11 protein-coding genes are annotated in these 12,434 nt (G+C 43.4%); all 11 read left to right on the forward strand.

From position 1 onward, the window contains the following. Positions 1 to 13: 13 nt before the first annotated feature. The 11 genes from DJ568_RS12600 to ruvA all read left to right on the forward strand — a co-directional run bounded on the left by DJ568_RS12600 (position 14) and on the right by ruvA (position 12,426). Positions 14 to 1,516 carry an oligosaccharide flippase family protein gene (locus tag DJ568_RS12600; protein WP_114005635.1) on the forward strand — a complete coding sequence of 501 codons (1,503 nt, stop codon included), beginning with the start codon at positions 14 to 16 and terminating at the stop codon, positions 1,514 to 1,516. Then, on the forward strand, positions 1,513 to 1,947 hold the full coding sequence (dut, locus tag DJ568_RS12605) for a dUTP diphosphatase (protein WP_114005636.1): 435 nt from the start codon (positions 1,513 to 1,515) through the stop codon (positions 1,945 to 1,947). Before DJ568_RS12600 ends, dut begins: the two co-directional genes overlap by 4 nt. After that, positions 1,898 to 3,691 carry a tetratricopeptide repeat protein gene (locus DJ568_RS12610; RefSeq protein ID WP_147238755.1) on the forward strand — a complete coding sequence of 598 codons (1,794 nt, stop codon included), beginning with the start codon at positions 1,898 to 1,900 and terminating at the stop codon, positions 3,689 to 3,691. The genes dut and DJ568_RS12610 overlap by 50 nt, the downstream gene beginning before the upstream one ends. Then, a complete protein-coding gene (locus tag DJ568_RS12615; protein ID WP_114005638.1) occupies positions 3,669 to 4,460 on the forward strand; it encodes a DUF4292 domain-containing protein in 792 nt (263 codons plus the stop codon). Before DJ568_RS12610 ends, DJ568_RS12615 begins: the two co-directional genes overlap by 23 nt. Positions 4,461 to 4,475: 15 nt before the next feature. Further along, a complete protein-coding gene (locus tag DJ568_RS12620) occupies positions 4,476 to 5,798 on the forward strand; it encodes a murein hydrolase activator EnvC family protein (protein WP_114005639.1) in 1,323 nt (440 codons plus the stop codon). A 54-nt stretch (positions 5,799 to 5,852) separates the two neighbouring features. After that, the gene (locus DJ568_RS12625) at positions 5,853 to 6,278 is read left to right on the forward strand and encodes a Sec-independent protein translocase subunit TatA/TatB (RefSeq protein WP_114005640.1); all 426 of its coding nucleotides are present in this window, start codon (positions 5,853 to 5,855) and stop codon (positions 6,276 to 6,278) included. 39 nt (positions 6,279 to 6,317) lie between these two features. Continuing rightward, positions 6,318 to 6,506 carry a twin-arginine translocase TatA/TatE family subunit gene (gene tatA / locus DJ568_RS12630; protein WP_114005641.1) on the forward strand — a complete coding sequence of 63 codons (189 nt, stop codon included), beginning with the start codon at positions 6,318 to 6,320 and terminating at the stop codon, positions 6,504 to 6,506. A gap of 96 nt (positions 6,507 to 6,602) precedes the next feature. Then, a complete protein-coding gene (gene gatA, locus DJ568_RS12635; protein WP_114005642.1) occupies positions 6,603 to 8,024 on the forward strand; it encodes an Asp-tRNA(Asn)/Glu-tRNA(Gln) amidotransferase subunit GatA in 1,422 nt (473 codons plus the stop codon). 64 nt (positions 8,025 to 8,088) lie between these two features. Then, positions 8,089 to 9,471 (forward strand): LysM peptidoglycan-binding domain-containing protein, encoded by a 1,383-nt coding sequence (locus DJ568_RS12640; protein ID WP_114005643.1) that lies wholly within the window; start codon positions 8,089 to 8,091, stop codon positions 9,469 to 9,471. 70 nt (positions 9,472 to 9,541) lie between these two features. Further along, entirely contained in the window at positions 9,542 to 11,842 is a 2,301-nt protein-coding gene (locus tag DJ568_RS12645; RefSeq protein WP_114005644.1) for an NADP-dependent malic enzyme, read from the forward strand. After that, complete coding sequence (ruvA, locus tag DJ568_RS12650; RefSeq protein ID WP_114005645.1) at positions 11,842 to 12,426, forward strand: Holliday junction branch migration protein RuvA; 585 nt, start codon at positions 11,842 to 11,844, stop codon at positions 12,424 to 12,426. The genes DJ568_RS12645 and ruvA overlap by 1 nt, the downstream gene beginning before the upstream one ends. Positions 12,427 to 12,434: the final 8 nt, after the last annotated feature.

Consider the following 12,434-nt stretch of genomic DNA (forward strand, 5'->3'; position numbering starts at 1 on the left):
CATTAAAATCCCATTGTCAACCGCTAAAAAATTTGCAGGACAAACCGCTATTTACGGTTTAAGCACTGTGGCCACGCGCGTGCTTAGCTTTATACTTACTCCTATATATACCGGCGTTTTTAGCGCTAATGTTTACGGTATATTCAGCACTATGTTTAGTTGGGCCTCCATGCTTAATCCTGTATTGGCTTTTGGGATGGAAACCACTTTTTTCAGGTATCTAAATAAAAGGCCAGACCAGAAAGAAACGGTTTATAACAACACATTTGGTACAATCATTACCTTATGTTTGCTTTTTTTGGTGATAAGTATACCGCTTATCAGTCAGATAGCTGAGGCGATTAGCATTGATAAAAGCACCTGGCATAAAGATTTTGTGTTGTATGTTAAACTGTTTATAGCAATAGTAGTAACAGATGCATTGTGTGTGGTGCCGTTTGCACGTATACGTGGCGAGGGGCGTCCCGGCAGATACGGGCTTATAAAATTTCTGAATATCATTGTTTTTATCGGGCTTAATTTAACCTTCTTATACTTGTTCCCGCTTATTGTTAAGAATGATATGCCGGGTGCTGCATGGTTAAAAAGCTGGTATAACGGAGTGTGGCTTGGTTATGTATTCATTTCAAATTTAGTTGCCAGTTTGTTAACACTGCTCGTTTTGTTGCCGGAAGTTTTAAAGCTAAAATTTAAATTCAACTGGCCATTAATGAAAGAGATGCTGCAGTACAGCTGGCCTATATTGGTAGGCAACATATCATTCATTATTAATGAGAACCTTGATAAGCTCTTATTGGGTAAATTGTTGCCTGACGACGTAAGCGGTCGCGAAGTGGGTATTTACTCTGCCAATGCTCGCCTGGCTATTTTCCTTAACATTTTTATCCAGGCATTTCGCTTAGGTGCCGAGCCCTTCTTTTTTAGCCACGCAGCCAATAAAAACTCAGGCCACACCTATGCACGTATCATGAATATTTTTGTGATCAGTATGTGTATTATATTCATCGGGCTGGTGGCCAATATCGAAATTTTGAAATTTTTCATCAACGGAAAAAATAACTTCGAGAAACAGCAATATTGGTCGGGTTTAGGTATTGTACCGGTATTGTTGTTTGGTTACCTTAATCTGGGTATTTATATCAACCTGTCGGTATGGTACAAACTGTCAGACCAAACCCGCTATGGCCTTTACATTTCAGGTATTGGGGCATTAGCAACCGTAATTCTTAACTTAATATTCATCCCCAAATACAGTTATGTGGCATCAGCGTGGATATCTTTAACAGCATATACTATTATGGCTGTGCTGTCATACATATGGGGGCAGAAGAATTATGCTATACCTTATAACCTCCGTAAAAATCTCATCTATATATTTACCTCAGTAGTAGTGGTATATATCTCTTTTATACTATTTAAACGCAATATATATATAGGCAACGGATTGTTATTGGCTTATGTAGCCGCTGCATTTTATTTTGAGCGTAAAGAATTATTAAGCATATTTAAAAGATGATCATTAAAGTTATCAATAAGTCAAATAATGTGCTCCCGTCTTATGAAACTCTGCACGCGGCAGGGATGGATCTGCGGGCATACATTGATGCACCAATTACCCTGAAACCGCTTCAGCGTAAATTGATATCAACAGGATTATATATTGAATTACCCGAAAATTTTGAGGCGCAGATACGGCCACGTAGCGGACTGGCGTTAAAACATGGTATAGGTATAGTTAACTCGCCGGGTACTATTGACGCGGATTACCGGGGTGAAATAAAAGTACTGCTGGTTAATCTGTCTGACGAGGATTTTGTTGTAAATAACGGCGAAAGGATAGCCCAGATGATAATAGCTCGTCACGAAACCGCACAATGGCAGGAAGTAGAAGTGCTCAGTGAAACTTCAAGGGGTACCGGGGGCTATGGCCATACCGGAAGAGGATAAAAAATACATGTTGTTCAGGTTAGTCATATTATTATTGGTATTGCCGACTGCGTTATTTGCCCAAAATAAAAAAGCGGCAAAAACCGGCGGTGTGATCATGGTGGTTGAAAAGCCGCTTACACCAATGGATAGTATACTGACGCGTCAGCTTTATTTCTCGGGCCTGCGCGAAAAAACTATTGAAAATTTTACCCTTGCTGCTGAGTTATTTAACAGGGTATTGCAGATAGATCCCGCCAATCATGCCGCTATGTTTGAGCTGGCAGTATTAAAAAAGAATCAGAATAAAGAAAATGACGCCCGGCCGCTGCTTGAAAAAGCAGTAACCATAAATCCGGATAATGAATGGTACTGGGCTGCACTTGCAGACACATATCAGAAAATCAACAGTATTGCGCCATTAGAAAATGTTTATAATGAACTGCTAAGGCTTAACCCGCAAAGGCAGGAATATTACCTGGACAAAGCGAATGCATTATTCTTGGAAGGGCGCTATGATGATGCGTTGAAAGCTTATAGCCAGTTACAGCTTATTGCCGGTTTTACAGATGAGTTGCTGGCAGGCCGGCAAAAGATTTACTTAAAGCAGGGAAAATTAAATAAAGCCGCCGCCGATCTGCGCGAAATGATTGCTTCGAACCCGGCGGAGCTGCGTTATTATTTGCTGCTGGCAGAGCTGTACAATTCAAATGGTCTTAGCGTTGATGCCTTAGCTGTCTTGGAAACCGCCGGCAAACTTAACCCCGATAATGGCCTGCTGCACCTGGCGCTTGCAGATATCTATCGCGAACAAAAGAATGCAGATAACAGCTTTAAGGAGTTGCGCTTTGCTTTTGCCAGCCCCGAAATTGACGTTAATCAAAAGATAAGAATAATATTGGGGTATTTGCCCAAGTTTTCTGATCCGGCAGCCAAAGCCAGCGCGCTCGAATTGAGCGCAATACTTTCAAAAACACATCCGGATGATTCAAAGGCCCAGGCTCTATATGGAGATATGCTGGTGCAGAACGAGAAGTATTCCGAAGCAAAGCCTGCCTTTAAAAAAGCCATAGCGCTGGCTAAGGATAATTATTCGGCTTTTGAGCAGTTAGTAAGGCTGCATTTATCAGAAGGCAATACCGATGAAGCTATTAAAGATGGTGAAGAGGCTTTAACATATTTCCCTAACCAGGCATGGCTTAATTACCTGGTGGGAGCGGCTTATCTGCAACGAAAAGAATACAAGCGTGCTATCGGCTATTTAAATAATGCTGTATCGCTTGAAGGGGAGGATAAAAATTTGCTGTCATACGTGTATTCAGCCCTGGGCGATGCGTATCATTCCCTTAATGACGACAAGGCCTCAGACACTGCGTATGATAAAGCTTTGGCCAATAACCCCAATAGTGCGTACACTTTAAACAATTATGCGTACTATTTATCGTTAAGAGGTGAACGATTGGAACAGGCTGCTGTAATGTCAAAAAAGTCAAACGAGTTACAGCCAAACACCGCATCATTTGAGGATACTTATGCCTGGATATTGTTTAAGCAAAAGAAGTATGCTGAAGCGCGTAGCTGGATAGAGAAAGCTATTTTGCACGACAAGACAAATAGTGCGGTGCAAATAGAACATTATGGCGATATTATGTTTTATTTAGGTGATACAGAGGCGGCCTTGCAAAACTGGAAAAAAGCCAAACAAAATGGCAGCGATTCGCCTGTTTTAGAACGTAAAATAAATGAAAAGAAATATTTTGAATAAAATACTGGTTGCAATTTTCTGTTTAGCCATAATGGCAGGTTGTAAATCAAAAAAGCAACTGGTAAATCGTAATGTGCCTGCAGGTGTGAAGCCGGCTACAGAAGCAGCGGCAAAGTTGGCCGCTATAAGAGCTAAGCAGGTTTCGTTCAATACATTTTCAGCCAGGGCTAAAACCGACCTGGACATCAACGGTGATAAGAATGATTGCACCATGAACATCCGCATCAGCCGCGATAAAAAAATTTGGGTTTCTGTAACCGCACTTTTAGGAATTGAGATAGCGCGCGCGGTTATTACGCCGGATAGTATTATGGTGATCAATAAATTGCAGGGGATTTACACCCGCAAACCGTTTAGCTTTGTACATAAATTTACCGGCCGCGAGATAGATTACGGTACGTTACAGGCACTATTGGTAGGCAACGCTATTCCTAAGTTATTGAATGACAGTACGGAGTTCCAGGCTATTAATCCCAATATGAACTTATCGGGTAAATTGGATAAATTGCTATATAAACTTATTGTAGGGCCGGATTTACGGGTAACCCAAACCAGTTTAGCCAATGCACAGGCGCGGCAGTCGCTCCAGGTAACTAACAAAACCTTTATATTAGTTGAGGGCAGGGCAGTCCCCTCTGAAATAGATATCGCTTCGGTTGTGAAAAGCCAAAAAATACAGGTTAATTTGCGGTACAATAAAGTAGAGTTTGACCGTCAACTGGATTATCCTTTCAGCATACCTGATAGTTATTCGCCGGCGGCTGATTAATTATAAATTGATTTGATGAGATTTTTAAAGCTATTTCTGCTATGTATAAGTGTATTTGCCGCTGCTGAAGGATTTGCTCAAAGCAGTGCCGAATTGAAAAGGAGGCGCGATAAACTTAGCGATGAACTGGAACAGCTGAACCGTGAGTACCAGAAAACAGCCAGCAGTAAAAAGGTCACAATAAGACAACTTAACATTCTTAAAGCAAAAATAAACCTGCGCGAAGAGAAGATAAACACCATAAACTCTGAAATCAGGAACCTGGATAGCCAGATATCTGAGAATACAAATTCTGTAAATAATTTGCAGGAACAGCTTGACAAGTTACGTAAAGAATATGCAGGCATGGTGCTGTTCGCCTATCATAACAAAAGTGCTTATAACAAGCTTATGTTTGTATTTGCATCAAAAGATTTTAACCAGGCCTATAAACGTTTAAAGTATTTGCAGCAATTTGCAACTTACCGGCAGCGGCAGGCGGAATACATACAGGGCACGCAAAAAGACCTGAATATCAAGATAGTACAACTTGATCGTACCAAACGCGAAAAGAGTACGCTTTTATCAGATGAAAAGAAAGAGCGGGAATCGCTGGGTAAAGAAAAGGATAACCAGGCACAGGTTGTTGTAAAATTATCAAAGCAGCAAGGGTATTTGAAACGTCAGCAGCGTGATCTGCAAAAAAAGATAGCTAAAACCAATCGCGAAATATCATCAGCCATTCGGAGGGAAATAGCCGAGGCAAGGCGAAAGGCTGAGGCAGAGGAGAGGGCAAGGCTGGCTGCGGCCGAAAAAGCAAGGGCAGCAGCGGCAGCGGCGGCCGAAAAATCGGACAAGCCTGCGCCATCCACGGGGCCAAAAACACCGGTGAAAACCACGGCGGCAAAAACGAACAGCGAAGTGCTTAACTCAACGCCTGAAGCCGCGCGGCTTTCAAACGACTTTTTGGGTAATCGCGGTAGTTTGCCCTGGCCGGTAGCGCAGGGGCACATCACGCAGGGCTTCGGCACTTATTATATCGATGGGATTAAAACGGAAAGCACCGGCGTTGATATAGCTACCGGTGCAGGAGCAACCGTGCGGGCAGTGTTTAGTGGTGAAGTTAGTAATGTAGCTAATGTAAGCGGTACATATCTTGTAATTATCAGGCATGGCGAGTACTTTACCGCGTACTCCAATTTGCGTTCGGTAAGTGTTTCAAAGGGGCAAAAGGTAGGCATCAAGCAAACCTTAGGTACGGTAGCAACAGATAGCGCAACCGGAGAAACTTCGGTGCATTTTGATCTTTATAAAGGGCAAAATCCTGTAAACCCCAAAATATGGCTTGCTCCTGATTGATAAAAAAAACTATATAATATAGTAATACGTATATTTGTACGTTAATATAAGGTAATGGCGGGTACTGTTTATTTATTCATGAATATCGGCACGGGCGAATTAATGCTGATATTGTTTGTTGCACTGTTGTTATTTGGTGGCGATAAGCTACCAGGCATAGCACGCACTGTCGGCCGCGGAATCCGCGATTTTAAAAACGCGTCAGAAGATGTTAAGCGCGAGATAAACAACCAGATAAACAGTTTCGACGAAAAGCGGGAGAGAAAGAATACTCCGGCCCTTACAGCCGAAGATCACACAGCCAAAGCTCCGGACGAAAATGACGAAGAGCGAAATGAGCACCCCGATATTACTGAAAACTTAAATGCCAGCAACCACGTAGATAGTACTGACGTTGCTGTTAGCAATGACACCGAACAGCAGGAGGCGAATAAGCCTGATTTTACAAAACCTGCCAATACTGTTGAGTATAAAGGATAATTGAGTACATTATTAAATAGAACATAAAAAACTACGATCATGGGATTAGGCGCACCAGAAATTATTCTGATCATTCTTGCAATTTTATTATTATTCGGCGGTAAAAAAATCCCTGAATTAATGAGAGGATTAGGCAAGGGCGTTAAGGAATTTAAAGATGCCAGTAACGAGTCGCCAGACAACGTTACCACGGTACATACTGACGATAAAACAAAGGCTAATTCATAATAATTAGCTTGGCCGCTACAAGCGGTAACATTGTGTAAAACTTGTCGGTTGACGATTTTTTATTCGTCAACGGATAAGTTTTTTTATTTTAGCCGCATGGCTAAATTTTATTCCTCTTTAACTGAAATCAAGAGTAAGTTAGATAGCGGAGCCGAAACAGTTGAAAAATTGGTTGCGGGGTATCTTCATCAAATAAAGGCTAACGGGCATCTTAACGTTTTTAACGAGGTATTTGATGAGGAAGCCAGGATGCGTGCTGCTGAGGTTGATTCGCGCATTAAACAGGGTACAGCCGGTAAACTTGCCGGTATGGTTGTTGCCATAAAAGACAATATTTGTTATAAAGGCCATAAGGTTTCTGCTTCATCAAAAATACTTTCTGATTTTACTTCTATCTACTCATCAACCGTAGTTGAGCGCTTGCTTGCGGAAGATGCTGTAATAATAGGCCGCTGCAATTGCGACGAGTTTGCCATGGGCGCCTCCAATGAGAGCTCTTATTTTGGGCCGGTAAAAAATTACGCAGATAATACAAGGGTTTCCGGCGGTTCATCAGGCGGATCGGCGGTAGCTGTGCAGGCAGGCATGTGCCATGCTGCAATTGGCACTGATACGGGCGGCTCTGTACGGCAGCCAGCATCGTTTTGCGGTGTAATCGGGTTTAAGCCCACATACGGCCGTATATCACGGCACGGTATAATTGCCTACGCATCTTCGTTTGACCAGGTAGGTCCTATTACACGCTCGGTAGAAGATGCCGCATTACTATATGGTATTATGGCTGGCACCGATGATTATGACAGTACTCTCTCCGGTGAGCCGGTAAATATGAAACCTGTACTGGCCGACAACTCAAAAAAGCGGATAGCTTACTTGCAGGAATCAATTTCGAGCCCCGGGGTTGATGCCGAAGTTAAAACATCGTTGATTGATTATATCGAAAAATTGCGCAGGGACGGCCACACGGTTGAACCGGTAACCTCAGAGTACCTGGATTACCTGGTACCCGCTTATTATATACTTGCAACTGCCGAAGCTTCCTCAAACCTGGCGCGGTATGATGGTGTTCATTACGGGTACAGAAGCGCGGAAGCAACAGATCTCACATCTACTTACAAAAAATCACGTTCCGAAGGCTTCGGCAAAGAAGTAAAGAGACGTATAATGCTCGGTACTTTTGTATTAAGTTCGGGGTACTACGATGCCTATTATGCCAAAGCGCAAAAGGTGCGCCGGCTGATACAGGAGCGTACCAAAACAATACTGAACGAGTACGATTTTTTGCTGTTGCCTACTGCGCCGGAACCGGCTTATGAAATAGGAAAAGGCGAAACTGATCCTGTACGGTCATATCTTGCAGATATATTTACCGTGCAGGCCTCGCTTGCAGGCGTGCCGGCAATTTCTTTACCGGTAGGCAATAATAGTAAAGGTTTACCGTTAGGTTTACAATTGTTATCAAAACATTTTTCAGAACAGGAACTGTTGAATTTTTCTGAATATTTCCTGAAACTATAAATTTTTAATACTTTAGTAAAATACGAACCAACTTGGTTAATTCTTTCGTATAAATCCCTAAGGAATGAAGAGATTATTTACTTTTTTTATTTGCCTGGCATCCCTGCAATTCACATTTGCCAGCCCGGCAGATACCAATCGTTACAGTTTATCGCAAAATGGTCGCCTTGGCGATCAGCTCCGTACCGACTCGGTGTTTGTGCCTTTAGCGGCGCAGGTTGTTCCGCCGGCAACGCATGAGTACAGCATATTTAAACGCCGCCTGGACTCGGTACAAAAAGATATTCAGCTTGATTATAATGAATATGTGCAAAGCTATATCGACGCTTACGCACGCCGCAGGGATGGGATAGGCGCACTGTTGGGTAAGGCAAAATATTACTTTCCTATTTATGAGAAAGCTTTTCGTGATGCCGGTATTCCTGAAGAAATCAAGTATTTATCTATTGTAGAATCTGAACTAAATCCAAATGCTGTTTCACGTGTTGGCGCAACCGGCCCGTGGCAGTTTATGTATGCTACAGGGAAATTATACGGCTTAACCGTTGATAATTACGTTGATGAGCGGCGGGATCCTATTGAGTCGAGCTATGCGGCGGCGGCGTATTTAAGGGATGCCTACCAGGAATTTGGCGACTGGCTGCTGGCCATTGCTTCATACAATTGCGGTAAGGGCGCAGTTACCCGGGCCATTGAAAAAGCCGGAGTAAACGATTTTTGGGCTATACGTGCGTACCTGCCCGCCGAAACCCGCGGGTATGTGCCCGCTTTTATTGCCATGACTTATGTGATGAACTATCATAAACATCATAATATAGTACCGCAGGCGTGTAACTTTTCAATAAAAACGGACACTGTACTGGTAAATAAATTTGTTACGCTGCAGGCTGTGGCAAAAGTGCTGGATATTGAAAATAGCGAGCTGGCATTGCTAAACCCGGCCTACAAAAGGCAAATTGTTAACGGTACGCCAAAAGAGCCTAAAAGGCTTGTTATACCGCAAACTGCCAAAGAAAATTATGTTGCTTTGTATGATGCGCTTAATGGTTCGGGCTTTAATGCCACTGAGCGGAAAGTACAGCTTACAGCTTTTAGCGACAACACGGCGGCTAAACCTAAAAAAGCTACTACGCACCGTGTAAGGAGAGGCGAAACGTTAGGTGATATTGCCGATACCTATGGTGTGGAAGTACAGGACCTTAAAGTATGGAACCGGTTGCGGATTAACAAAGTTGTAGTTGGCCGGATACTGCGTGTAACAGCCCCTGCCGAGGATGAGCAGGTTAAATCAAAAGAGTTTATTACCTACAAAGTAAAGCGCGGCGACACGCTCAGCCAGATAGCAGCCAAATTTGAAGGCGCCTCAGTGGAGAGTATAAAGGAGTTAAATGGTTTAAAAAAGGGTCCTTTAAAGCTGGGCATGACATTGAAAATAGGCGGGGTTTAAAATGTTATAATATAACGGCATCTTCAAATAGAATTGTAATTTTGAGCGACTGACTTGAATTTTTGAGAAGATGAATAAACCAAACCGCAACCAGGACGCCCTGAACTACCACGCCAAAGGGCGCCCCGGTAAGATACAGGTGGTGCCTACCAAACCTACCAATTCGCAGCGCGATTTAACCATGGCTTACTCGCCGGGTGTAGCGCAACCTTGCTTACGTATAGCAGATAATGTTGACGATGTTTACAAATACACCGCTAAAGGAAACCTGGTAGCAGTTATCAGTAATGGTACAGCGGTGCTGGGTTTGGGCAATATAGGCGCAGAAGCCAGTAAGCCTGTAATGGAAGGCAAAGGCCTGTTGTTTAAAATTTACGCTGATATTGATGTATTTGACCTTGAGCTAAATACTACCGATGTTGATGAGTTTGTTAACATTGTTAAAGCGCTTGAACCCACGTTTGGCGGCGTAAATCTTGAAGACATATCGGCACCCACATGCTTTGAGATTGAACGCAGGCTTAAAGCCGAGATGAAAATTCCCGTTATGCATGATGATCAGCATGGCACGGCTATCATTTCAGGTGCTGCGCTTATTAATGCCTGCGAAATCCAGGGAAAGAAATTAGACAAAATAAAAATGGTTGTAAACGGCGCCGGTGCCGCAGCTGTGTCATGCTCTAAAATGTACCTTTCGTTAGGCGTAAAGCAGGAAAATTTGGTAATGTTTGACATTAATGGCCTGCTAACGCCCGACCGTACAGACCTTGATGACATCAGGTTGCAATTTGCAACCCAGCGTAAAGACATAAAAATATTGGCTGACGCGTTAAAGGGCGCGGATGTTTTTATAGGCCTTTCGGCCGGTAACGTAGTTACGCCTGAAATGCTGAAAACAATGGCAAAAAATCCTATTGTTTTTGCTATGGCTAATCCCGAGCCCGAGATCAGCTATGACCTGGCCATCAATGCCCGCAAGGATATAGTAATGGCTACCGGACGGTCTGATTATCCTAACCAGGTTAACAACGTACTTGGTTTCCCTTATATTTTCAGGGGTGCGCTTGACGTGCGCGCCACCGCCATAAACGAAGAAATGAAGATAGCGGCTGTGTATGCAATTGCAGAAATGGCTAAAAAGCCTGTTCCTGAAGAAGTGAACATGGCTTACAATATTACCAACCTTAAATTTGGCAGGGATTACATTATACCGAAGCCTATGGACCAAAGGCTGATAACCGAGGTTTCCGCTGCGGTAGCCAAAGCCGCTATTGACTCAGGTGTAGCGCGTAAAGTTATTACTGACTGGGACGCTTATTACGAAGAATTAAGAACGAGACTGGGCGGAAATGATAAATTACTGCGTAACCTGACCGGTAAGGCTAAACAAAGCCCAAAACGGGTTGTATTTGCCGAGGCTGATACTTACAAGATATTACGGGCTGCCCAGATTGTGAAAGATGAAGGCATAGCTACGCCTATCTTATTAGGAAATAGTCAAAAAATAAAAGAGATTTTGCGTGAGAACGACCTGGATCTTGATGATGTACAGATTATTGACCCGAAGGATGGCGGAGAGAAGTGCGAGGAATACGCGCAATACTTGTATAAAAAACGCCAGCGCCGGGGCCTTACCCTTCTTGAAACCCGAAAACTGCTCACTGATCGTAATTATTACGGGGCTTGCATGGTGCAATTTGGCGAGGCAGATGCCTTAATATCCGGGCTTACCAAAAATTATGTTACTACTATTAAGCCTGCGCTGCAAATCATCGGTACAGAACCGGGTGTTAGCCGCGTGGCAGGTATGTATATGATGATAACGCAAAAAGGTCCTGTATTTTTTGGGGATACCACTGTTAACGTTGATCCTACTGTGCAGGAGCTGGTGGATATTACGGTGCTAATGGAACGCTCGGTAAAGCAGCTTGGCGTTGCTCCGCGAATGGCCGTTTTATCTTATTCAAACTTTGGCTCAAACGATGGCGATATACCGGATAAAACCCGCGAAACTGTTAAAGTATTACATGAGCAATACCCGGGCATGGTTGTAGATGGCGACATGCAGGCAAACTTTGCGTTAAATGCTAATCTGCTTAAAGAGAATTTTCCATTTTCAACGTTAAACGGTAAACCGGCCAATACACTGATATTTCCTAATCTGGAGTCGGGCAACATTGCCTATAAATTACTGCAGGAAATTGGCGGGGCCGAAGCCGTAGGCCCGATTTTATTAGGTATGAAAAAACCCGTGCACGTGCTGCAATTAGGCAGTTCGGTACGCGAAATTGTAAATATGATAACCATTGCTGTGGTAGATGCGCAGGAGAAAGCGAAGGCCGGCAGTAAAAACAATACTAAACGCAAATAATGTACGCCTACATCAACGGAAAATTAGTATTTAAAAACCCTGCATACGTGGTGATCGATGCGGGCGGTGTGGGCTATCACATAAACATTTCGTTAAACACTTTTTCGGCTTTGGGCGAAGGTGAGCATTGCAAACTGCATACGTGGCTGCACGTGAAAGAGGATGCACACACGCTTTATGGTTTTGCCGATGAAGGCGAGCGCCGTTTGTTTTTACACCTGATATCCATTTCGGGCATAGGTCCGAATACTGCCCGTATGATGCTGTCATCCATCACACCGGCCGAAATACAGACAGCTATAGTTAACGGTAATGTATCGCTAATACAGCGTATCAAGGGCATCGGCCCAAAATCTGCGCAGCGCATTATACTTGAATTGCAGGATAAACTGCGCAAGGAAGGTCCAGACACCCTCATGAGGGTAACGGCAGACAAAACTGTTAAGGACGAGGCGCTATCTGCCCTTGTAATGCTGGGCTTTGCCCGTAATGTGGCAGAGAAGGTGCTTGAGCAGGAATTAACTAAAAATAATGGTGAATTATCGGTTGAGCAATTGATAAAATTTGCGCTAAAAAGTTTATAATTACCGAT

The organism is Mucilaginibacter hurinus (assembly GCF_003324525.1).
GTDB lineage: Bacteria > Bacteroidota > Bacteroidia > Sphingobacteriales > Sphingobacteriaceae > Mucilaginibacter > Mucilaginibacter hurinus.

What these genes read in the sequence shown, in the direction of transcription:
- dut (WP_114005636.1), top strand. Translation starts at nt 1,513, where the DNA reads ATGATCATTAAAGTTATCAATAAGTCAAATAATGTGCTCCCGTCTTAT.
- DJ568_RS12615 (WP_114005638.1), top strand. Translation starts at nt 3,669, where the DNA reads ATGAAAAGAAATATTTTGAATAAAATACTGGTTGCAATTTTCTGTTTA.
- DJ568_RS12620 (WP_114005639.1), top strand. Translation starts at nt 4,476, where the DNA reads ATGAGATTTTTAAAGCTATTTCTGCTATGTATAAGTGTATTTGCCGCT.
- DJ568_RS12625 (WP_114005640.1), top strand. Translation starts at nt 5,853, where the DNA reads ATGGCGGGTACTGTTTATTTATTCATGAATATCGGCACGGGCGAATTA.
- tatA (WP_114005641.1), top strand. Translation starts at nt 6,318, where the DNA reads ATGGGATTAGGCGCACCAGAAATTATTCTGATCATTCTTGCAATTTTA.
- gatA (WP_114005642.1), top strand. Translation starts at nt 6,603, where the DNA reads ATGGCTAAATTTTATTCCTCTTTAACTGAAATCAAGAGTAAGTTAGAT.
- DJ568_RS12640 (WP_114005643.1), top strand. Translation starts at nt 8,089, where the DNA reads ATGAAGAGATTATTTACTTTTTTTATTTGCCTGGCATCCCTGCAATTC.
- DJ568_RS12645 (WP_114005644.1), top strand. Translation starts at nt 9,542, where the DNA reads ATGAATAAACCAAACCGCAACCAGGACGCCCTGAACTACCACGCCAAA.
- ruvA (WP_114005645.1), top strand. Translation starts at nt 11,842, where the DNA reads ATGTACGCCTACATCAACGGAAAATTAGTATTTAAAAACCCTGCATAC.